The following is a 21,250-nucleotide window of genomic DNA, read 5'->3' as shown; positions in this document are numbered from 1 at the left end:
CGGTAATGCCCACCACTTTTCGGACCATGGCACAGGGGAAGGTTTCCCATACACTTTCGTCATGGCCACGCTGCGCCTGTTCGCCCATGTCAGGGAGGCGGCTGGAACCGGGCAAGACGAAGTGCCCGGAGCCACCGTAGACCAAGTTCTGGCCACCGCTGCCGACCGCTACGGGGCCGCGTTCGCCGATCAGCTTCAGATTTGCCGAGTGTGGCTCAACGGCGAGCCGGTCACCGGATCTGAGCCGGTGGTCGATGGTGACGAGGTGGCGGTGTTGCCCCCGGTATCTGGGGGGTAGCCTTCTCTGGTCATGCCAGTTCTTTGTTTTCTGTGCTGTTTCGCCACGGTCCGAAGCGTGGGGCCATGACCAATAGCGTGGCGATCCTGTCGCTGCACACCTCGCCCCTGTCTCAACCTGGTGTTGGCGATAGCGGGGGGATGAACGTCTACGTCCGAGAGATGGCCGCGGCACTGGCCCACTCCGGCAGCGAGTGCCGGGTGTATGTGCGCCGAGGGCAGAAAGGTCTGCCCTATGAGGTGGCCATTGAACCGGGCGTCACCGTCGTCCATATTGACGCGGGGCCCGCTGATTTGGGCAAGGAAGACCTTGTCGGTGTGGTGGACGAGTTCGCCGACGGTGTTCTGGCCGACATGCGGCGGCGAGGTCGCCCCGACATAATCCACGCCAATTACTGGTTGTCAGGGGTGGCCGGTCACCGGGTCAAGCACGCGGTGGAGGTCCCGTTGGCCGTGACATTCCACACGCTGGCTCGGGTAAAGGCAGCCGCCGGCGATCCCGAGTCAGAGCACCGGGCCCGGGCCGAGACCGAGGTAATCGGCTGTGCTGATGTGGTCATCGCATCGTGCGAACCAGAGGCCCAACAGCTTCAGAGCTTTTACAATGCCCCGCCCGAGCGAATTGCTCTGGCCCCTCCCGGCGTGGAACACGCGCTGTTCTCCCCGGGCAACCAGGACGGTGCCCGCGGGGCCCTGGGTTTGGGTCGTGGGCCGCTCTTGCTCTTTGTGGGCCGGATACAGCCGCTCAAGCGGCCCCTCGTGGCGGTGGAGACGATGGCCTGTCTGGCTCGTGCCGATGCGCGTCTGCTGGTGGTAGGCGGGCCCAGTGGCCCCGAAGGCGAGGTTGAGTACCAGCGCCTGCAATCCCGCATCCAGGATGTGGGATTGGCCGATCGGGTGACGCTGGTTCCGCCTCGTCCCCACCACTGGCTTTCCACGTACTACCGGGCCGCCGACGTCGTGCTGGTGCCCAGCCGGAGCGAGTCCTTCGGATTGGTCGCCCTTGAGGCTGCGGCCAGCGGCACCCCTGTGGTGGCTGCCCCTGTGGGGGGCCTGCGCTCGGTGGTCGACCACGGTCGTACCGGTTTCCTGGTGGACGATGCCACGCCCGAGGCGTTCGCCGCTCAGGTGGCCGCGTTGATCGACAACCCGCTCCTCGCCGCCGAGATGGCCTTGGATGCGGCTGAACGGGCTCGATCGTTCTCTTGGGCCGCCATGGCCCTTTCGCTGCGAGACACCTATCGAAAAGCCCAGTCCCGAGTGCCCGTCGATTGCACATGACCCGCCCTGCTATTGCTGAGGGTGATTGCAGATGACCCGCCCTGCTATTGCTGAGGGTGATTGCAGATGACCCGCCCTGCTATTGCTGAGGGTGATTGCAGATGACCCAGCATCTCGGCCGGGGCAGTGAAGGCGCGCCGTTGTCGGTGGGAGAGCTGGCTGGGTTGGAGGCAGACATCGATGCCTGGCTGGACGATCAGCTTCGCACCAACCCCTCCGTGCTGACCGTGGACCGGGGTGAGCCCGGTCACCGCCGTTGGTATGTGAGGATGGTCGGGGAGGAGAAGGCGGTGTCCACCGTGTGGTTCACTCTCGGCCAGCGCCTCTTGCACTGCGAGTGCCACTTCATGCCCGCACCCGAGGAGAACGAAGGCCGGTTGTACGAATATCTGCTGCGACGAAACCGCGAGCTGACCGGGCTGCGGTTCGCAATCGGCATCGAAGATGCTGTGTTCCTGGTTGCCGAGTTGCCGGTGCATGCGGTGACGGAGGTTGAGGTCGATCGCCTTCTGGGCTCGTTTTACGCCTATGGGGAGCGTTGGTTCCGTTCGTGTATGCGAATCGGGTATGAAACTATCTTCAAAAAATAATCTATTTCAATATTTCTCAGTTGTTTTTCATATAACTGAGACGTAGAGTCTTCTTCGCAATGCACCTGGCCGGTGGGCGGGATCGGGGAAGTCCTCCCACCGGCCGGCATCTTCTTCTGGTGGAGAAGCCGCCCGCCCTCTCTATGAGTCTGCTATAGCAGTGAGGTGGCACTTCGACTGCAACTGATCGGTGGGGGCCGCATGGGCGAGGCCCTGCTCGGCGGTCTTTTGGCCGGCGGTTGGGCTCAGCCTGGCGAGCTGGCCGTGGTGGAGAAGATCTCAGATCGGCGAGCCGAACTGGCCAACCGCTTCCCCGGCGTCGAGGTGGTCGAGCACGCCGTCGAATGGGCTGATGCCGTGCTGGCGGTAAAACCCGACGATGCTTCGGCTGCTGGCGCCCGTCTCCGAGAGGCCGGGGTGGCGCGCGTGCTCAGCATCGCGGCAGGCATCACCACCGCGGCTCTTCAAGCTGTTTTGGACGACGGTGCCCGGGTAGTCAGGGCCATGCCCAACACGCCGGCGCTGGTGGGCGCGGGCGCGGCGGCCATCGCGGCGGGCAGTCATGCCACCGCTGAGGATCTGGTGTGGGCCACCGGCATTCTCGAGGCGGTAGGCACGGTGGTCGTATGTGACGAGCCGACGCTGGATGCGGTCACTGGGCTGTCGGGGTCGGGGCCGGCCTATGTGTTCTGGCTGGCTGAGAGCCTGATGGCCGCAGGGGTGGAGGTCGGCTTGTCCGCCGACATGGCCGACGCCCTCACCCGCCAGACCATTTTGGGGGCTGCCCGTCTGCTGGTTGAGTCAGGCGAGCTACCCGCCGACCTGAGGGCCGCAGTTACCTCCCCGGGCGGTACCACAGCCCGAGGTATCGCGGAGTTGGAATCCCGCGGGACCGCGGACGCGTTCGTCGCTGCGGTACGCGCCGCCACCGAACGGAGCCGTGAACTGGGGAAATCCCGATGATTTCTCCACTTGCCAAGCGGGGTGGCACTCAACTGGCAGTGCCGCGTAAGGTGAGCAACGCACAGCGGAGTGAGGGGTGTTTAGGCATGGCGAAGCCAGACGGGCGGGAAAGACTCATGACCGTGGCAGAAGTTGCCGCCCTCATGAGAGTCTCAACTATGACGGTCTATCGACTGATCAAGGCCCGAGATTTGCCGGCTGTGAGGATTGGCAAGTCGTACCGATTGCGAGAGGGCGACGTCGACCGCTATCTGGCCAGCCGCTACACCCAGGCAGGCTGACACTGCCTAGGGGTTTCTCCGCAGCGCTGGGCATGCAATGACGCTGCGCTACGACACCATCTCGTTTCTGTCGGACTACGGCTTGGCCGATGAGTTCGTCGGGGTGGTGAAGTCGGTCATCCGCTCGGTGGCTCCCGAGGTGGTGGTGGTGGACATCACCCACAACATCTCGCCCCACGATGTCCGGGCCGGAGGTCTGGCCTTGGCCCGCAGCGCCCAGTACCTGATGCCCGGCGTGGTTCTGGCTGTGGTCGACCCCGGTGTGGGCGGCAATCGGCGGGCGGTGGCGATAGAAGTTGGCGATGGCACCTCGGTGCTGGTTGGTCCAGACAACGGCTTGCTGGCCCCGGCGGTGGCCATGGTCGGCGGGGCGTCTCGAGCAGTCGAGCTCACCGCCCAGCACTATCACCTCGCTTCTCTCGGCCCCACGTTCGCCGGCCGCGATGTGTTCGCCCCCGTGGCTGCCCACCTGTGTATGGGTGCTGACCTCGCTGATGTGGGGGAGCTGATTCCGGTGCATTCCCTCACACCGGGGATCGTGCCGGTCAGCCGAGTCGACGGCGACCGGGTGTTTGCCGAGGTGATGTGGATCGACCGATACGGCAACTTGCAGCTCAATCTCGATCCCCACGATATCGAGCGGCTGGGCGATGAGTTGCGGCTCACTGCCGGCGATGTGGGGCGCAACGCCCGCCGGGTCGGCAGTTTCAGCGACCTGGGCAGTGGCGAACTCGGGGTGCTGGTAGACTCGTACGGCTTGGTGGCCGTTGCCGCGAACCGGGGTTCGTCCGCACTGGAGTTGAATTGCGTGGAGGGAGACGCCATCACTGTGGAGTCCGGCGGGTCTGCTCCGGCCACCCCGGTACAACTGCAACCCAGACAACCAGAGGCACTGGCATGAGACCAGGAACAACTATTGCAATCGCCATCTTGTTGTCGGCGATCCTCCTCGCCGGGGTAATCCAGCTGTTTGTGCTGGTTCGCTGACCTGTCGTTGGCCATGCCCATCGAAGAGACCCTGTACCCGGTTAATCTGCGGGTTGACGGCCGCCGCTGCCTGGTGGTGGGCGGTGGCCGGGTGGCCTTGGCCAAGACTGAAGGCCTGTTGGAAGCCGGGGCGCTGGTGGATGTGATAGCTCCCGACGTGGTTCCCGATCTGGAGGCCCGTCCCGGCGTGACCGTGCATCGCCGTCCCTATCGGATCGGCGATGTTGCGGGCTACCGGCTGGTGGTGGCGGCCACGGGCCGCAAAGAGGTCAACGCCGAGGTTTATCGCGACGGCGAAGAGGCCGGAGTGTGGGTGAACAGCGCCGACGACCCCGAGAGCTGCTCGTTCACCCTCCCGAGCAAGCTGCGGCGCGGTCCGCTCATGGTGACCTGCTCCACCGGCGGCCAGAGTCCGGCTCTATCGCGCTGGCTGCGCCAGCGTTTGGAAGACGAGATCGGCCCCGAATTTGAGACCCTGTTATGCCTGCTCAGCGGGGCACGCGAGCAGATTCGGGCCGCAGGCGTGCATACCGAGGGCCTGGCTTGGCAAGATGTACTGGATTCGGGGATGCTGGAGTTGATCCGCTCCGGCGAAACCGGACAAGCGCAAGCGAAGATCGACCGCCTGGTCGACAACACCCTGATGTAGGCGAAAACGGACAGCGATGGCAAGCATCGATTTTGAAACCGGAAGCCTCCGGTAGAGACGGGTCAGGCTGACCAGTGTCTGTACTCGCGATAGGCCTCAATCACCGATCGGCGCCGCTCGGGCTCTTGGAGCGGATGACCATTGATGAGTCCAGTCTCCCCAAGGCGTTGGGCGACCTCATCGGACGCGAGCACGTCTCCGAGGCAGTAGTGCTGTCTACCTGCAACCGCATCGAGGTCTACGTGTTCGCTGAGACCTTCCACGGGGCCTTCCAGAATGTGCGGGACTTCCTGTGCGAGACGGGCCATGTTCCCCCCGAGCAGTTCAGCGACGCCCTCTACTCCCACTACGAGGCCGATGCCGCGGCCCACCTGTTCTCGGTGGCCTGCGGACTCGATTCCGCCGTGCTCGGCGAGCACGAAATCCAAGGGCAGGTGAAGAGCGCGTGGGAGACGGCTCGGCTGGAGGGCACTTGCGGCACCACCCTGAACGCTGTCTTCCGTCACGCGGTGGAAGTAGGCAAGCGGGCTCGCACCGAGACGGGGATCTCCCGGCACATAACTTCGGTGTCCCACGCCGCAGTGGCTTTGGCCGCCGAGCAGTTGAACGGGCTGAACGGCCGCCGCTTGATGGTGCTCGGGGCGGGCGACATGGGCGAGGGCATGGCCGCCAGCCTGGCCAAGAGCGGGACGGCCGAAGTTGTTGTGGCCAATCGCACCACCGGGCGGGCCGAGGAGTTGGCCCAGCGCATCGGTGGCCGGGCGGTGGGCCTTGACGAGATGTCGGCCGACTTGGCGGCTGTGGATGTCCTGTTGACTTCCACCGGCGCCTCTTCGCTGATTCTGGAGCATTGCGACGTGGCCGAGATCATGGCGCAGCGGGGCAACCGCCCGCTGCTGATCGTGGATGTGGCGGTGCCCCGGGACGTGGATCCCGCCGCCGGCGAGTTGGACGGGGTGACGCTGCTTGATATGGACGATCTGCGGACCTTCGCCGATCGGGGCCTGCGCGAGCGCCGCGCCGAGTTGGACCGGGTGCGCAGCATCATCGACGACGAGGTGAACCGCTACTTGGATTACAGCTCGGCCCGGGAGGCGGCACCGCTGATTGCGGCATTCCGAACTCGGGCGGAGGTATTGCGCAAGGAGGAGGCGGATCGCCACGCTGCCGGTCTTTCTCCAGCCGAGCGGGATGCCGTCGAGGCCGCCACTCGGGGGCTGGTGGGCAAGCTCTTGCATGAGCCCACCGTGAGGCTGAAAGACGCTGCTGGATCCCCCCGGGGCGACCGGCTGTCCGAAGCACTCCGGGACCTGTTCGATCTCTAGAATCAACCCCATGCTGCGTGCCGCCACCCGAGGCAGCGCCTTGGCCCGCTGGCAAACCGCCCACATCGCCGAATTGCTGGGCCGCGCCGCCGACGTCCAACCTCTGCTGGTTACCACGACGGGCGACCGCTTGGCCGAAGAGCCGATTTCGGCCATCGGCGGCAAGGGGGTGTTCGTCAAGGAGGTGCAGGCCGCGGTGCTCGACGGCCGAGCCGATCTGGCGGTTCATTCGGCCAAGGATCTGCCCGCGGCCACACCTGACGGCCTGGTGCTGGCCGCCGTGCCCGGCCGTGGCGACCCTCGAGACGTGCTGGTGGGCTGCCGGTTGGCTGACCTGCCCGAGGGGGCAGTGGTGGCCACCGGTTCAGCCCGCCGCCGGGCCCAATTGAGAGAACTTCGCGGCGATCTGAGGTTTTCCGAGCTTCGGGGCAACATCGCCACCCGTCTGGCCAAGGCCCAGGACTTCGACGCGGTAATCGTGGCCAAAGCAGCCTTGGACCGCTTGGACGAACACCCGCCGGTTGCCGACGTGCTGGGCTGTGACGTCATGGTTCCCCAAGTTGGCCAGGGTGCGTTGGCGGTGGAGTGTCGAGAGGGCGACCAGCGGGTCCGCTCGTTGCTGGCTGCTATCCAAGACCCTCTCGCCCGCCGCGTCGTGGATGCCGAGCGGGCCTTTTTGGGCACACTGGGCGGCGACTGCACGCTGCCCGCCGGGGCCCACGCCCACATACGGGGCGACACGCTCGTCATGCGGGCAGTGCTGGCCGACGGGCCCAGCGGCCGCTGTCATGTTGTGGTCGGCGAAGGAGCAGACGGGGAGGCGTTGGGCCGGGATTTGGCCCGCAAGCTGTTGCAGGCGACGGCCCGATGACGGTCTACCTGGTCGGTGCCGGCCCGGGTGATCCCTCCCTGTTTACCCTGAGGGGCGCCGAAGTGCTGGCTGGTGCTGATGTGGTGGTCTACGACCGGTTGTCGGTGGCCTCCCTGCTTGACCTAGCACCCGCGGATGCCGAGTGCATCTCGGTGGGCAAACAACCCGGTGGGCCCCGAACCTCTCAAGCAGACATCAACGCCCTGTTGGTGGAGCGAGGCCGGACCGGGCAACAAGTGGTGCGCCTCAAAGGTGGCGACCCCTTTGTGTTCGCCCGAGGCGGCGAAGAGGCCGCCGCGCTGGCCGCGGCTGGGATCGCCTTTGAGGTCGTTCCCGGCATCACCTCGGCAGTGGCAGTGCCCGCTTACGCCGGGATCCCCGTGACCATGCGGTATTCCTCTACTTCGTTCACCGTGGTCACCGGCCATGAGGACCCGGCCAAAGGGGAGGGATCAGTCAACTGGGAGGCGGTTGCCGCCCTTGGGGGCACGGTGGTGGTGCTCATGGGCGCGGCCCGTTGCCGCGCCATCTGCGTGCGGCTGATCGCCGCGGGCCTGGCCTCCGACACGCCAGCAGCCGCGGTGCAGTGGGGCACCCGCCCCAATCAGCGCACGCTGCGGGCCACCCTGGCCACTCTGGCCGACTTGGATCCACAGCCTCCCACCACCATCGTGATCGGTGAAGTGGCCGCCTCGGATCTGGCCTGGTTTGAGAACCGGCCCCTGTTCGGCCGCCGCATCGTCGTGACCCGGGCTCAAACCCAAGCCGCCGAAATGGCTGTTGTGCTGCGTCGAAGGGGGGCGGAGGCCATCGAGTTGCCGGTCATCGCCTTTGAGCCCCCTTCCGACATCGACCGCCTGGCCCTAGCCGCGGCCGAGGTTGGAAGTTATGACTGGGTTGTGCTCACCTCGCCGACCGGGGTGGCCCGATTCTTCGAGCAGATGCGAGATGCCCGCAGTCTTGGGGGCGTGAAGGTGGCTGCCATCGGGCCGGGCACCGCGGCGGCGTTGGCCGCCCGCAACGTGATCGCCGACCTGGTTCCCGAGCAGTACGTAGCCGAATCGCTGCTGGAAGCCCTGGGCGATGAGGTTGGACCCGATGGTGCGGGCCGAGTGCTCATCCCCCGAGCCGATGCCGCCCGCGACGTGTTGCCCGACGGGCTAGCCGCCGCGGGCTGGGACGTCGACGTGGTTCCTGCCTACCGCACCGTGGCGCCGGCCCCTGATCCCGACGCGGCGGACCTGCTGGCCACCGCCGAGGCAATCGCCTTCACCTCATCGTCCACCGTCGCCAACTTTGTGGACGCCTACGGCGCCGACGCCGTGCCCGACGCAGTAGCCACCATAGGCCCTGTCACATCCGCTACCGCCCGCCACCGGGGTCTAGAGGTTGCGGTGGAGGCCGCCGAGCACACCGTCGATGGCCTGATTGCCGCTCTGGAGGACTTCTTCACTCGCTGAGGGCCCGCCGCCGGTGGCACCTCTATGCTCGCAGGCATGGTCACCAACCGGGGTTTGTTCGAGCGGGCGAAGCGGGTCATTCCCGGCGGGGTCAACTCTCCGGTGCGCTCATTCCGGTCGGTCGGGGGAACTCCGTACTTCGTGGCCCGGGCCGCAGGACCCTATGTATGGGATGTGGAGGGGCGCCGCTACATCGACTACGTGCAGAGCTATGGCCCCGGCATCTTGGGCCATGCTCATCCTGTTGTGACCGAAGCAGTTATTGAGGCCGCGGCAGGCGGCACTAGTTACGGGGCACCCACCGAGCGCGAGGTGTTGCTGGCCGAGATGCTGTGCGACCGGGTGCCCGGAATGGACTGGACTCGGCTCACTTCCAGCGGCACCGAGGCGGCTATGGCTGCCGTCCGGCTGGCTCGAGGCGCCACCGGTCGCAACAAGATCATCAAGTTCGCCGGCTGCTACCACGGTCACAGCGACGGACTGCTGGCCGCCGGGGGCAGCGGCGTTGCCAATCAGGGCTTGGCCGACTCGGCGGGAGTCACGCCGGGAGCGGTGGCTGACACCGTGGTGGCCCCGTTCAACCAGATCCCCGCGGTGGACGACGAGGTAGCCGCGGTGGTGGTGGAGCCGGTGGCGGCCAACATGGGGGTGGTGGCCCCAGCACCCGGGTTTCTGGAGGGGCTGCGAGCTGCCTGCGACCAGACTGGCGCCCTGCTGGTGTTCGACGAGGTGATCACCGGCTTCCGCCTGGCCCCCGGCGGGGCCACCGAATGGTTCGGGGTGACCCCCGACCTGTGGTGCTTTGGCAAGGTGGTGGGCGGTGGGCTGCCCATCGGCGTATTCGGCGGACGGGCAGACTTCATGGAGTGCCTAGCCCCGCTAGGCGGCGTCTACCAGGCTGGCACGCTGTCGGGGAACCCGCTGGCCACCGCGGCCGGCTTGGCCACTCTGGAGCAGCTCAGCCCGGACGCCTACCGCACCCTGACTGGCACTGCGGCCCGGCTGGGCGACGGCATGGCTGCGGCCGCCGCGGCTGCCGGGGTCGCCTGCACCGTGCCCCGAGTGGGGTCGCTGCTGGGGGTGTTCTTCTGCGATCAGGCGCCGACCGATTTCGAGCAGGCCAAAGCCGCCGCGGAAAACGGCGTCTATTCCCAGGTGTTTCACGCCCTGCTCGAGGCTGGAGTGGCGTTGGCCCCCGGTCCCTATGAGGCTCTGTTCCCCAGCCTGGCTCACACCGACGACCACATTGACACCTCGGTGGAGGCCTTCGCGGCTGCTTTGCCGAAGTAGTCGATCTATGGCGATGCCGCCATCGAGACCCGGGCGACCGCCTTGTAGATGTACTCGGCTGCTCCGGGGTGGTCGGGGTCCATGAGGTTGGCCATGATCCGCAGAGCCCACTCCATGGCCGGGCGCGACTGCATGCCGATCCGGGTGAGTTCTCGCAACAGCGCCGGTTTGCCGATCAGCCGGGCGAAAAGCCGGGCCACGCGGAAGTACGTCCCGTAGTTCTCCTCCAGCAGCGCCGGGTACCGCCAGATCGCCCCGCCGTCGCCGGTGGCTATCGCCTCGGCCACCAAATCGGCGGCCATCTTCCCGGTCTCATAGGCGTAGTCGATTCCCTCGCCGTTGAACGGGTTCACCGACCCGGCCGCGTCCCCCACTACCAGGTAGTTCGGCCCCACTTTGGGGCTTACCGACCCGGCCATGGGCAGACGGCCACCCACAGGGTCGATGAGCGGCCGGTGGGGGTCGATCTCCCAGTAGGCGGGCAGGGTGGCCGCGAACTCTGTCATCAAGTGCGAGGTGTTCACCGAGGTGTAATCCCGGAAAGTGGACAGCAGCCCGACGCCCACATTCACGCACCCGTCGCCCAGTGGGAAGATCCAGCCGTACCCGGGCAGCGAGTTGCCGTTGCGGTCTCGCATGTCCAGAGCGCTCTCGATCCACGGGGTGTCGTGCAGCGGACTCTCGAAATAGGTGCGGATGGCCATGCCCTGGGGGTAGGCCCGGTCGCGGGCTGTTCCCAGAGCCCGACCGAACCGGGAGTTGGCCCCGTCGGCCACCGCCACATAGCGGGCCCGGATCTGACAGGTGTCGCCGGTGGCCTTAACCGCCACCTCCGCGCCGTCCAATAGCCCGTTGACAAGGACCGGACGAGTGGCTTCGGCGCCGAGGAGCAATTCGGCCCCGGCAGCCACCGCGCGGTCGGCCACAAGTTGGTCGAGCTCCCGCCGCCGCACCACATAGCCGTAGTCGGGGAACACCGGGTGTTGGGGCCACGCCAACTCCATCGTCCGCCGGTGGGCCACCGCCCGCAGGCCCCCGTAGCGGTGATAACGGGCCAGCTCTTCGCCGAGCCCCATGTCGGCGAGTGATTTGACCGCCCGCGGGGTCAGCCCGTCGCCGCACGTCTTGTCGCGGGGGAACTGCTTGCGCTCCACCACCACTACGTCGAGGCCGTGTTGGGCAGCCCAGTAGGCGGTGGCTGCTCCCGCCGGACCGCCGCCCACCACCAGCAAATCCCGACGCGAGCTCATCGACAGGCCACGCAGTTTCTCATGCCGCCAGCTTGACCCGGGAGTGGATCAGCCTGCTCCGATCCCGGCGCTGGACAGCAGGCCGCGCAGCGTGCTGGGGAAGGTCTGCCCGATCGGGAATTTCAGCCCCTCGGAAACGACTTCTTCGGCCTCAAACAGCTCTTCGAGGTCGTGCAGTTCGGCTTCGTCGGCGCCGCCCAATTCGACCCGCTCGAAGTAGACCACGGCCAGAATCTCCCGAGCGCTCAGTTTTTCGCCGTTGGCGGGCATGCCGTTGGCTGCACCCAGGGACACATCCCCGTCATCGCCGTAAAGGGTGCCGGGTTCGGCCGGTGACCCATTGATGACCCAGATCACATGGTCTTCCCAGTCGCTGAACGTGGCCATGACCTGGCCATCGCTCAGCGCGGGGCCGACCCCGCCACCGCCTTCGGCGCCGTGGCAGCCCGCGCATCCGCCAACACCCTCGTAGACCTCCCGGCCCATGGCAATGATCTCGCTGTCGCGCTCCGGCGACTCCAGAGTGCCGGCAAAGATTATGGCCCAGAAAGGCAGGAAGATCAGGACCGGCACGGCCCACACGGGGATCTTCTTGCGGGTCAGAGCGGCCTGAATCCATGGCTTGACTGGCACCGGCTGCGGCTCGGGTTCCGGTTCCAGATCGGGAAGCTCGGGCAAAGAGGGCGCCGCCGCGGCCGCAGGAGCCTGCGTTTGCGCCACCGCAGGAGCGGCGGTGGTCTCCGAAGGCGGAACGTCTGCGGCTGGTTCGTCGCCGGTGGTCGCGCCGAGGTCCTTGCGCCGATCCAGCGATCGTTGCAGCAAATGCTCGGGTACTTCTACCAACGCTCCTCCGTTGTGGCTTGCGGCCAGCACAGCCTCCGGCCCCTCGCCACATTAGGCCCACCCGACGCTAGCGGCCTAACCAGCGCGAACAGTGACTTTGAGCAGATGCTGCGGGGCGTGGGTAGCAGCCAGTTTGATGTGTAGGAATACGGGTTGGGGCTACTACTATCTGTCGCGGACCCGCACCCACGAGGGGAGGAACGTGGCCGCTCAGAGGCCCATAGACAGCGCCGTCACCAAGTTCTACATGGCCCTCGGGGGAGTTTTCGTGCTCTACCTGGCCCTGTGGGCGTTCATCACCGTCCACCAGTACGACGAGGGACTGGGCGCGCCCTACTTCAATGTGGCCCTCACCGCCTCCTCAGTGGTGGCCGTGCTAGGCATCGTGGCCTTTTTGGAGTACGCCCGCCGTCGTCCAGTGGGCACCTACCACACGTGGGGCGAGGCCATGTTCGCGGCGGCGTGCGTCTTCTTCCTGCTGTTCTGGATCTATGGGGTGGTGCCCCACCAGTGGCTGGTGTATGCCGACAGCGAGCTCGGCTGGCGCAAGGACCGCCTCATCGAGGGCTATTACGTGGGCAACCAGGGCATAATCTCCTGGGCCCTGCCGTTTGACCTTCCCTATTTGGTATTGCGCGATGTGGTTGCGGTGTTGATCTACGGTTTGGCCTTGGCCGGGAACGTGGCCGGCTGGATGGTGTGGCAGAGCCGGGGCAAGACTGCTCCGGCAGAGGTGGAGAAGTCTGAATATGGACGACCAATTGTGAGAGAGGGGGCGAGTGTCTGATGGCCAGCGGCGATGCCAATCCCCCCATGCCGGAGTTCCGCGACGACTACGTGCTGGTAGAGGTGGACAACGACTATCTGCAAAGCAAGGTGAAGCCCAAGCAGTTCATCCACATCGATCAGTCTGAGTGCATCATGTGCGAAGGCTGCGTGGACATCTGCCCGTGGAAGTGCATCCACATGGTGGCCCCGGACGCGGTCGACTTGGCGGTAGGCGCCGAGCAGCCCGGTGTCGACCCCAGTGACCATGTGATCTTCACCATCGACGAGGACGCCTGCACCCGGTGTGCCCTGTGCGTGGACCGGTGTCCCACCGGCGTGATCACCCTGGGCCGACTGGGCGATCCCGGAGGCGATGGCGACCCGCATCAGCGAATGACCAGCTACGGCTACGGCTACGGCATGCGGTTGACCTAGAACTAGGGCCCGGAACGGACGGAAAAGGACTCAGGGAGAAAAGTGGCAAGACAGCCCAGACCACCGGCAAGCGAGCGGGCCAAGCAGGCTATGAGCGGCATGATGAGCGGTGTCCAGGGATCGCAGGCCTGGTCGTCCATCTTCCGCCCGGGATCCATATTCCGCAAGGGCTACAGCGACAGCCCCCGGAATCGCAGCTACGTGATCATGAACAGCGTGCTGTACCACCTTCACCCGGTGAAGGTGAAGCGCCACGCGGTGAAGGTCAGCTACACACTGTGCCTGGGCGGCCTCAGCTTCTTCTTGTTTATCTTGCTCACCGTGACCGGCATCTTCTTGATGTTCTTCTACCGGCCCACCGCGACTCAGGCTTGGGATGACATCTACACCCTTCAGACGTCGGTCGCCTTCGGGCTGCTGGTGCGCAACATGCATCGATGGGCCGCCCACCTCATGGTCATCACCGTGTTCTTGCACATGGCCCGGGTCTTCTACCACGGGGCCTACAAGCCGCCCCGAGAGTTCAACTGGGTCATTGGCGTCATTCTCTTGACCCTCACCCTGTTGCTGTCGTTCACCGGCTACCTGCTCCCCTGGGACCAGCTGGCGCTCTGGGCGGTGACGGTGGGAACCAACATGATGGGCTTCACCCCGGTATTCGGCGACCAAGTGCGATTCGCGCTGCTTGGCGGGGCGGAGATCGGCACCGACACGCTGCTGCGATGGTATGTGCTGCACGTGCTCATGCTGCCCTTTGTGATCGTCATATTCATGGCCATCCACTTCTGGCGAGTTAGAAAGGACGGAGGTATTTCCGGGCCTCTGTAGAAGCGTTGCAATGACGCTTCTGGCCCGTCTTGAAAGCCCATGGCTGAAGTCCCCGAACACCTCCTGAAGCGAGCCCAAGAGGCCCGTGAGCGCGCCGAGGCCCAAAAGGGCGGCGGCGGAGCGGACGCGCCTGAATCCTCTGGACCGGAATCCTCCGACGCCTCTGCCCAAGAGGCTCCGGGTGGGGCCAAGATCCCCGATCACCTGCTGGACCGATCCAAGTCGGCTCGCGAGCAAGCCGCCTCGGGTGGCGCCGCCCCTGCGGTGGCGGCCGCGGCGGGCACCGCTCCGGTGCCGGCCAGCCCGGCCCAGCCCGAGCCCACCGGTCCGGGCGGGGGCACGCAGCGACTGCTCACGGTGGTCAAGTCGGGCTCCATCCAAGATGTCAAGGCCACCCCCACCGACAAAGTCCATGTCTGGCCCCACTTGCTGGTGGTGGAGTTCGTGGCCGCCCTGATCTTTACCGCCTTCACCCTGATCTTCTCGATCTTCGTGAACGCCCCGCTGCTGGAGCTGGCCAACGTCAACGAGACGCCCAACCCGTCCAAGGCCCCGTGGTACTTCCTGGGCCTCCAAGAGTTGCTGACCATGTTCCACCCGATGGTGGCCGGCGTGACCATCCCCGGCATTGCGCTGTTCCTGCTGATCCTGGCGCCATACGTAGACCGCAACCCCAGCAAGAAGCCTGAGGATCGCAAGTTCGCTATTTCGCTTATGACCATCCACCTGATGTTCTGGTCAATCCTGGTTCTGATCGGCTCGTTCTTCCGAGGTCCTGGCTTCAACTTCGTCTTCCCGTGGGAAGTCGGCCTCTTCTTCGATCTATAAGGGCTGATCTATGGGCGTCGCACTCTCCATTGCCATACCGATCATCGTGGTTGCCGCGGTGATCGTGCTGGTAGGCGCGTCCCGCCGCCGGGAGACCATGGCGGCTGAAGGGCGCCTGTCCCGGGAGACCCGCCGACGAGACCGGGGCCGGGTGGATGTCGATGACGCCGCTGGGGTGCCCGACGCCCCCACTGGCCGAGAGGTGGAGAGGGCCGCGGTGCTGGCCCGCCGCAGTGCCAGTACCGAGTTGGTGGAGGCGGCCGATGCCTCGGTGGAGGAGTGGACTCCTCCCGATCCCGAGGCCGTAGGGGTAAGCCGCCGCCAATTCCTCAATCGCAGCACGGTGGCCATGATGGGCTTCAGCATCAGCGGTTTCGGCGCGGCCTGCGTGGCCTTTCTGTGGCCGCCGTTCGTCACCGGCTTCGGCGCCGACGTGAACGCCGGTCTGGTCGACGACGTGAAGTCCCGCATCAGAGACGAGAACGGCTTCCTGTATCTCCCCGAGGGCCGCGCCTGGGTGACCGAGTACCCGGCGGCGGCCTTGCAGAAGGCACAAGCCACCTACAGCGACCCGGAGCTGGCCGGTATGGAATCGGGGCTTGTCGCCCTGTTCCAGAAGTGCCCGCATCTGGGGTGTCGGGTGCCGTCGTGTTTGACCTCGCAGTGGTTCGAGTGCCCTTGCCACGGTTCTCGCTACAACCAGGTGGGCGAGAAGCGGGGCGGACCGGCGCCTCGGGGCATGGACCGGTTCGCCATGACGGTGAACACCAGGGGCGAGTTCATCATCCGCACCGGCACCGTTATCCAAGGCCCACCCATCGGGGTGAACACCACCGGCCAGGAACCTGAGGGGCCGAGCTGTCTAGGGGGGGCATCGCACTGATGCACCTGCTTGCCGCCTCAACCCAGCGCAATCTGGGCATGGCCATCGCGGTCGTGGCCATCGTGGGGTTTGCCATCTACCTGATCTACAACGTGCTGTGGGCGGGGCGCGGCGAAAAGGGCTCAGAGCTGGAGCTGGCCCCCAACCGCAAGCCCTATTTGAGCGATGATGAGTTGGAGACCTCAAAGCTGGATCTAGCCCTGGTAAGCGGGCTGGTCACCCTGGTGATCATCGGCGTGGCCCTGCCCCTGTACTGGCTGGGCGAGCCGGGGCGGCAGCAAGGCTACGTGGAGTTCTCCCGGGGCCAGTTCACCAGCCGGGGCGGCGAGCAGTTCGAGGAACGGTGCGCAAGCTGCCATGGCGGCGGCGGATTGGGCGGCACCACCGCCACGTCGATTACCGATGACGCCGGCAACTTCATTGCCGCCATCGAGTGGGAGGTCCCCGCGCTCACCACCGCTTTGTATCGGTTCTCCGAGGAAGAGGTGCGCCATATCCTCAACTACGGGCGGCCTCCTACCCCCATGCAGGCGTGGGGCGCCCCCGGCGGCGGCCCCCTCACCACCCAGCAGGTGGACGAGCTCATCCAGTACATCCAGAGCATCCAGCTCTCCCCCGAAGAGGTGCAAGGCGAGGTGCTGGGCGGACTCGTCCTCCAAGTGCGAGACGACGTGTTGGCCGCTCGCCCCGATCTGCGCGACCGGTTGGAGCAGGCCAATGCCGCGGTGGGCGCCGCGGGGGCCGATGAAGCTGCGGCTGAAGCGGCCGCCCGAGAAGTGGCCGCACTGGAACAAGAGCTCCGCGAGACCAGCGAGCAGTACATACGAAATCTGAACCCCCCTGAGCAGGGCGAGCTGTTATTCAACAACGGGGTCTATGGCTGCGCCCGCTGTCACACCCCCCGGGATTCGTGGCGATTTACCGGACCGGAGGAAAAGCCCGGTGAGGGACCGGTGGTGCTGGCTCGGGGAACTGAGCAAGAAGCCCAAGAAGTTGCCCGGCTCGGGAGCTTGATACCCGCGTACGTCCCGGGCGGCGGGGCCTTCGGACCCAACCTCACCAACGGTTCCACCCTCCGCCAGTTCGACACTGCGGAGGGCCATGCCGGCTTCGTCACCATCGGCGCGCAGGAGGGAGTGGGCTACGGCAACTTCGGCCAGGGCGACGGTGGCGGCCAGATGCCGGCCTTTGGGGTATGCGTCGGCGATCGAGACTCTGGTGAGCGCAGCCCGTTATTCGGGTTCTGCATGCTGGAAGACGGCAGCGACCGACCAGGGATGCTGACCGCTGATCAGATCGCCGCCATCGTGGCCTACGAGCGGGGGTTGTGAGCATGGGCTCGGTTCTCACCTCTATAGGCCCGTTGGCCGCCATCTCGTTTGACAACGAGGTTCGCGGCCTGCTGACAGTGCTGTTGGGCTCGGCCATCCTCATGGGATCGGTGTGGCTCATCATCTCCACCAACACCGGCTTCCGCCTGGGGAGCCTTATCGCCATTTCGGCCATATTCGGCTGGACGGCGATGATGGCGCTCATCTGGGCCCTGTACGGCATAGGTCTGCAAGGGGCCCGCCCCACCTGGGAGGTCCAGGCCATCCACATCGGCAATCCGTCGGTTTCGGACAACGAGGCCAATCCGCCTCCGGAGATTCTCGACAATCTGCCCAACCCTGCGACCTGCGCCACGCTGGGCGACCAGGACTGCCTGCCCAAAGCCATCCAAATTGTCCGCGTCCTGGGCGACAGCAGTCAGCGAGTTGAGCTGGACTCCATCAACGCCAGTGCCATCCGTGGCGAGGTGACCGCCTTCCACGATGAATTGGCCGCCAACGATCCCAACGATCCCCGCATAAGCACCGGCGATGAAATCGAGGCCGAGGTGCAGCGCCTGGCCAGCGAGCAGCGCATCCGCAACGAAGACCTGACCCTGAGCGAGTTGAAGGGCATCGCCCCCGAGCTAACCGATGAGGCCGAGCGCCGGGGCTGGCTGGAGTTGGGCGACTGGAACTTGGAGACCACCCAGGCCGCCGGCGAGGCCGTCACCGCGGCCAGCGACTACCTCGTCCAAGCCGACTTGGGGTTCGGCGCCACCGACGAGCAGAGCAACACCTTCGTCGTGCTGGATGCCTTCCAGAAGGGGGGCAAGCCTGAACGGCTCAACAACGGGGTTTGGGAGCGGGTCAGCAACAAAGTCATCACCAGCGCCATGCCCCGCCATCCCACCAACTACACGGTGGTGCAGGTCCAGCGGTCGCTGTACCACGAGACGAAGGCCGGCCAGGCCCCGCCCCCGGCTGAGATCGACTCCGACGAGCCGGTCATCTCCGTGCTCTTGCGCCGCAACCTGGGCCGGTTCCGCCTACCCGGTATTCTGGTGGCCATCGGCTCTGGACTGTTGTTCCTGGTGTCACTGCTCATGCTCCACACCCGCGACCTGGAAGTCCGCCGTCGCCTAGAGGGCGAGGGCGAGGGCGCGGCCCCATGATCGATCCGGGGTAGATCGCAGTGACCGGCCAATACCTGCCGATCTTCGCCCTTGGAGTGTTGGCCGTCCTGTTCGCCGCTTTGAGCTTCGGTGCCTCCCGACTGCTGGCCCCCCGCCGGCACACCAAAGCCAAGCTGGCCCCCTATGAGTGCGGGGTAGACGAGAGCACGGACGCCCCGGAGCGGTTCGGGGTCCGGTTCTTCCTCATCGCCATGATCTTCATCGTCTTCGACATTGAGATCATCTTCTTGTACCCCTGGGCAGTGTCCTACCGGGGCCTGGGCCTTTTCGGCCTGGTGGCCATGGGTGTGTTCGCTCTGGCCGTGTTCGAGTCGTTCGTGTACCTCATCGGCAACGGCGCCCTCGATTGGGGGCCGTCTCGCCCGATTTGGCGGCGCGACCCCCAGGTGTCGGCTCGCCGCACCAGCGACACCACCATCCGCCGCGTGGGCTTGGAAGGTCGAGCAGTCCCAGAGGAGGCGGCATGACGAACTGGGGATGGTGTCATCGAGACGGAGGGGCCCTTGTCCGACGAGAAATGCGGGTTGCAGCATGAAGCTGCCGTTGCTGGGCGACCCTGAAGCAATCCTCGACCGCGGGCTGGAGGGGGTTGACCACAACTTTGTGACCGGCAAGCTCGAAGAGTTGGTGAAGTGGTCTCGGGCCCGGAGTTGTTGGCCGGCCACATTCGGGTTGGCCTGTTGCGCCATCGAGATGATGGCCACCGGCGGGGCCCACTACGACTTGGCCCGCTACGGCATGGAAGTGTTCCGGGCTTCTCCCCGCCAAGCCGACCTGATGATCGTGGCCGGCCGGGTTTCCCAGAAGATGGCGCCCATCCTGCGGCGCATCTACGACCAGATGATGGAGCCCAAGTGGGTGATCTCGATGGGGGTGTGCGCCTCCAGCGGCGGCATGTTCAACAACTACGCCATCGTGCAGGGCGTAGACCAGATCGTGCCGGTAGACGTCTACGCCCCCGGCTGCCCGCCCGGTCCGGAAACCCTGATGCATGCCATCTTGACCCTCCACGACAAGATCATCAGCGGCGAGATCACCCGTCGCCGAGATGAAACCGGTGCCGGTGCCAACCTCGCGGTGAGCCAGCAAGACGGCCAGAGCACAACTGGCGTGGTCATCCGCACATGAGCGATTCGGTGCTGCACGTGCCCCGTGAGCAGCTAATCGAAACGGTGAGCGGCCTGCGAGACGACGGCTACGTGTCGGCCCTGGATGTGACCGCGGTGGACTACCTGGAACACCCTGGCCGCGACGACTTGCCGTCTGAGGTGTCGCCCGAGCGCTTCGAACTGGTGGTCACCCTCATCTCCCACGCCGCGCCCGGCCGGGTCAGGCTCCGGGTCCAGGTACCGGCCGACGACCCCACGGTGCCCACCTTGTTCGACCTCTTCCCCGGAACCGAGGCCCTGGAGCGGGAGGTGGCCGACATGTTCGGCATCGTCTTCGAGGGCCACCCCGATCCCACCCGCATCCTCATGCCCCCCGACTGGGAAGGCCACCCATTGCGGAAGGACTTCTCGGTCGGCCGAATACCGGTCCAGTTCAAGGCCACCCGATGAGCCGGCCATCACCGTTGGCAGGGGTCATTTCCCCGCTCATTCCGAGGCCGGCCGATGAGCGCTGCGGAGACCTCAGCAGAGACCGCCACCGCCGAGGCCGTCTGCCGACGGGAGAACAGCGCGGTGCTTCGCATCGGCGAGGACGATGGAGAGCGCTTGGAGGCCGAGGCCGGTACCAGCGACACCAGCATGGTTATGAACATGGGGCCTCAGCACCCCAGCACCCACGGTGTGCTGCGGCTCATGCTGGAGATGGAGGGGGAGACGGTGATGCGGTCGAAGCCGGTCATCGGCTACCTCCACACCGGCATGGAGAAGACCGCCGAGACCCTCTCCTACCTCCAGGGCCCCACCAACGTAACCCGCATGGACTACGCCTCCCCGCTGTTCAGCGAATTGGCCTTCTCGATGGCCACCGAGGCGCTGCTGGGACTAGAGCTTCCCCCTCGGGCCATCTGGATCAGGATGCTGATGTGCGAGTTGAACCGCATCAGCTCCCATCTGCTGTTCCAGGCCACCAACGGGATGGACATCGGGGCGGTGTCGATGATGCTCTACGGCTGGAGGGAGCGAGAGGAGGCCCTTCGGCTGCTGGAGACGATCACCGGGCTGCGGATGAACCACAACTACATCCGACCCGGAGGGGTGGCTGCCGACCTGCCCGACGGCTGGCGCGACGACGTGCTCACCCTGCTCGATACGCTCCCTGCTCGGCTCGACGAGTTCGACACCTTGCTCACTGGCCAACCCATTTACCGGGAGCGGCTCCAGGGAGTGGGCGTCATAAACACCGCCGAGTGCCTGGCCTTGGGGGTGACCGGGCCCATACTGCGATCCACCGGCTATGTCTGGGACCTGCGCCGGGACATGCCCTATCTGGCGTATGACCAGGTTGACTTCGACGTGGTGGTGGGCACCTACGGCGACTGCTTCGACCGCTATGCCATCAGGCTCAACGAAATCAGGGAGTCCATTCGCATTCTGGCCCAGATACTCGACCAGATGCCGTCGGGGGATTACCGGGTACAGGACAAGAAGGTGACCCCGCCGCCCCGGGCCCGCATCGACGAGTCGATGGAGGCCCTCATCCACCACTTCAAGATCTTCACCGAGGGGTTCAAGGTGCCTGCGGGCGAGGTGTACGCCGCGGTGGAGTCGCCTCGGGGGGAGTTGGGCTGCTACATGGTGTCGGACGGCTCCGCGGTGCCCTATCGCATGCACATCCGCGGCCCCAGCTTCGTGAACCTGCAAACCCTGCCCCATCTGATGCAGGGGGGCATGGTGGCCGACGCGGTGGCCGTCATCTCCTCGGTCGACCCCATCATGGGGGAGGTGGACCGATGAAGCTCGGTCTGA

22 protein-coding genes and 2 pseudogenes are annotated in these 21,250 nt (G+C 65.9%); 22 read left to right on the top strand and 2 right to left on the bottom strand.

Annotated features, from left to right (window positions below; genetic code table 11):
- The first annotated feature begins 61 nt into the window (after positions 1-61).
- The 11 genes from ACOGXA_RS10935 to hemL all read left to right on the top strand — a co-directional run bounded on the left by ACOGXA_RS10935 (position 62) and on the right by hemL (position 9,994).
- The gene (locus ACOGXA_RS10935) at positions 62-298 is read left to right on the top strand and encodes a MoaD/ThiS family protein (RefSeq protein ID WP_419923903.1); all 237 of its coding nucleotides are present in this window, start codon (positions 62-64) and stop codon (positions 296-298) included.
- 65 nt (positions 299-363) lie between these two features.
- Complete coding sequence (locus tag ACOGXA_RS10930) at positions 364-1,578, top strand: glycosyltransferase (protein WP_419923902.1); 1,215 nt, start codon at positions 364-366, stop codon at positions 1,576-1,578.
- A gap of 101 nt (positions 1,579-1,679) precedes the next feature.
- Positions 1,680-2,168, top strand: a complete 489-nt coding sequence (locus ACOGXA_RS10925) for a YbjN domain-containing protein (RefSeq protein ID WP_419923901.1) — start codon at positions 1,680-1,682, stop codon at positions 2,166-2,168.
- Positions 2,169-2,333: 165 nt separating this feature from the next.
- The gene (gene proC, locus ACOGXA_RS10920) at positions 2,334-3,131 is read left to right on the top strand and encodes a pyrroline-5-carboxylate reductase (protein ID WP_419923900.1); all 798 of its coding nucleotides are present in this window, start codon (positions 2,334-2,336) and stop codon (positions 3,129-3,131) included.
- Positions 3,128-3,412 carry a helix-turn-helix domain-containing protein gene (locus ACOGXA_RS10915; RefSeq protein ID WP_419923899.1) on the top strand — a complete coding sequence of 95 codons (285 nt, stop codon included), beginning with the start codon at positions 3,128-3,130 and terminating at the stop codon, positions 3,410-3,412. The genes proC and ACOGXA_RS10915 overlap by 4 nt, the downstream gene beginning before the upstream one ends.
- Positions 3,413-3,449: 37 nt before the next feature.
- Positions 3,450-4,313, top strand: a complete 864-nt coding sequence (locus ACOGXA_RS10910; RefSeq protein WP_419923898.1) for an SAM hydrolase/SAM-dependent halogenase family protein — start codon at positions 3,450-3,452, stop codon at positions 4,311-4,313.
- 99 nt (positions 4,314-4,412) lie between these two features.
- Complete coding sequence (locus ACOGXA_RS10905; RefSeq protein ID WP_419923897.1) at positions 4,413-5,048, top strand: precorrin-2 dehydrogenase/sirohydrochlorin ferrochelatase family protein; 636 nt, start codon at positions 4,413-4,415, stop codon at positions 5,046-5,048.
- 74 nt (positions 5,049-5,122) lie between these two features.
- Entirely contained in the window at positions 5,123-6,373 is a 1,251-nt protein-coding gene (locus ACOGXA_RS10900) for a glutamyl-tRNA reductase (RefSeq protein WP_419923896.1), read from the top strand.
- Between the two features lie 10 nt (positions 6,374-6,383).
- A complete protein-coding gene (gene hemC, locus ACOGXA_RS10895) occupies positions 6,384-7,244 on the top strand; it encodes a hydroxymethylbilane synthase (protein WP_419923895.1) in 861 nt (286 codons plus the stop codon).
- Positions 7,241-8,704: a uroporphyrinogen-III C-methyltransferase gene (gene cobA / locus ACOGXA_RS10890; RefSeq protein WP_419923894.1), complete on the top strand. Its 1,464-nt coding sequence runs from the start codon at positions 7,241-7,243 to the stop codon at positions 8,702-8,704. The genes hemC and cobA overlap by 4 nt, the downstream gene beginning before the upstream one ends.
- 36 nt (positions 8,705-8,740) lie before the next feature.
- Complete coding sequence (hemL, locus tag ACOGXA_RS10885) at positions 8,741-9,994, top strand: glutamate-1-semialdehyde 2,1-aminomutase (protein WP_419923893.1); 1,254 nt, start codon at positions 8,741-8,743, stop codon at positions 9,992-9,994.
- Positions 9,995-9,999: 5 nt separating this feature from the next.
- Here the strand turns inward: hemL and ACOGXA_RS10880 are convergent, their stop codons facing one another.
- Complete coding sequence (locus ACOGXA_RS10880) at positions 10,000-11,244, bottom strand: geranylgeranyl reductase family protein (RefSeq protein WP_419923892.1); 1,245 nt, start codon at positions 11,242-11,244, stop codon at positions 10,000-10,002.
- 48 nt (positions 11,245-11,292) lie between these two features.
- The gene (locus ACOGXA_RS10875) at positions 11,293-12,117 is read right to left on the bottom strand and encodes a c-type cytochrome (RefSeq protein ID WP_419923891.1); all 825 of its coding nucleotides are present in this window, start codon (positions 12,115-12,117) and stop codon (positions 11,293-11,295) included.
- 106 nt (positions 12,118-12,223) lie between these two features.
- Between ACOGXA_RS10875 and ACOGXA_RS10870 the strand changes: the two genes are divergently transcribed.
- The 11 genes and pseudogenes from ACOGXA_RS10870 (at position 12,224) to ACOGXA_RS10820 (ending at position 21,238) form a co-directional block, all read left to right on the top strand.
- Complete coding sequence (locus ACOGXA_RS10870; RefSeq protein ID WP_419923890.1) at positions 12,224-12,874, top strand: hypothetical protein; 651 nt, start codon at positions 12,224-12,226, stop codon at positions 12,872-12,874.
- Positions 12,874-13,290 carry an NADH-quinone oxidoreductase subunit I gene (locus ACOGXA_RS10865; protein ID WP_419923889.1) on the top strand — a complete coding sequence of 139 codons (417 nt, stop codon included), beginning with the start codon at positions 12,874-12,876 and terminating at the stop codon, positions 13,288-13,290. Before ACOGXA_RS10870 ends, ACOGXA_RS10865 begins: the two co-directional genes overlap by 1 nt.
- A gap of 102 nt (positions 13,291-13,392) precedes the next feature.
- Complete coding sequence (extP, locus tag ACOGXA_RS10860; RefSeq protein WP_419923888.1) at positions 13,393-14,118, top strand: selenite/tellurite reduction operon b-type cytochrome ExtP; 726 nt, start codon at positions 13,393-13,395, stop codon at positions 14,116-14,118.
- Positions 14,119-14,157: 39 nt separating this feature from the next.
- Positions 14,158-14,946, top strand: a complete 789-nt coding sequence (locus ACOGXA_RS10855; protein WP_419923887.1) for a menaquinol-cytochrome c reductase cytochrome b subunit — start codon at positions 14,158-14,160, stop codon at positions 14,944-14,946.
- Between the two features lie 10 nt (positions 14,947-14,956).
- On the top strand, positions 14,957-15,829 hold the full coding sequence (locus ACOGXA_RS10850) for a Rieske 2Fe-2S domain-containing protein (protein ID WP_419923886.1): 873 nt from the start codon (positions 14,957-14,959) through the stop codon (positions 15,827-15,829).
- Positions 15,829-17,160 (top strand): c-type cytochrome, encoded by a 1,332-nt coding sequence (locus ACOGXA_RS10845; RefSeq protein ID WP_419923885.1) that lies wholly within the window; start codon positions 15,829-15,831, stop codon positions 17,158-17,160. The genes ACOGXA_RS10850 and ACOGXA_RS10845 overlap by 1 nt, the downstream gene beginning before the upstream one ends.
- A gap of 2 nt (positions 17,161-17,162) precedes the next feature.
- Positions 17,163-18,314, top strand: coding sequence for a hypothetical protein (locus ACOGXA_RS10840; protein WP_419923884.1), 1,152 nt, complete (start codon positions 17,163-17,165; stop codon positions 18,312-18,314).
- Positions 18,315-18,334: 20 nt separating this feature from the next.
- Positions 18,335-18,685, top strand: a pseudogene (locus ACOGXA_RS10835) (NADH-quinone oxidoreductase subunit A); the annotation flags it as partial.
- A 229-nt stretch (positions 18,686-18,914) separates the two neighbouring features.
- Positions 18,915-19,403, top strand: a pseudogene (locus ACOGXA_RS10830) (NADH-quinone oxidoreductase subunit B); the annotation flags it as partial.
- A 56-nt stretch (positions 19,404-19,459) separates the two neighbouring features.
- The gene (locus ACOGXA_RS10825; protein ID WP_419923883.1) at positions 19,460-19,894 is read left to right on the top strand and encodes an NADH-quinone oxidoreductase subunit C; all 435 of its coding nucleotides are present in this window, start codon (positions 19,460-19,462) and stop codon (positions 19,892-19,894) included.
- 54 nt (positions 19,895-19,948) lie between these two features.
- The gene (locus tag ACOGXA_RS10820; protein WP_419923882.1) at positions 19,949-21,238 is read left to right on the top strand and encodes an NADH-quinone oxidoreductase subunit D; all 1,290 of its coding nucleotides are present in this window, start codon (positions 19,949-19,951) and stop codon (positions 21,236-21,238) included.
- The last annotated feature ends 12 nt before the right edge of the window (positions 21,239-21,250 follow it).

The sequence above is a fragment of the Candidatus Poriferisocius sp. genome (genome assembly GCF_965208475.1).
Lineage (GTDB): Bacteria > Actinomycetota > Acidimicrobiia > Acidimicrobiales > Bin134 > Poriferisocius.
This window is presented reverse-complemented; position numbering and strand designations above follow the sequence as displayed.